Consider the following 294-nt stretch of genomic DNA (forward strand, 5'->3'; position numbering starts at 1 on the left):
GCTTACCGTTGACAACACTCTTTTTTTACCTTTCTATCTATTCAATCGTTTAGCAATTAATTTTTTAAATTCGAACAGAAAAAAACAAATCTACATACACATAAGCATATTACTTCAAACAGAAAGGATCACTTTTATGATTACCATTAGTTTATGTATGATTGTCAAAAATGAAGAACATACCTTACCTCATTGTTTACAATCCATTGGGGATCTGGTAGATGAAATTATTATTGTCGATACAGGTTCTACGGATCAAACGATCCAAATTGCGAAAAAATGGACACCACATGT

At 31.3% G+C, this 294-nt stretch carries 1 protein-coding gene; it reads left to right on the plus strand.

Translation table 11 applies throughout. From position 1 onward, the window contains the following. Positions 1-136: 136 nt before the first annotated feature. The coding region (locus JDS99_RS31235; RefSeq protein ID WP_199696523.1) for a glycosyltransferase at positions 137-294 on the plus strand (158 nt) is incomplete at its 3' end.

The sequence above is a fragment of the Bacillus cereus group sp. N6 genome (genome assembly GCF_016483705.1).
Taxonomy (GTDB): domain Bacteria; phylum Bacillota; class Bacilli; order Bacillales; family Bacillaceae_G; genus Bacillus_A; species Bacillus_A wiedmannii.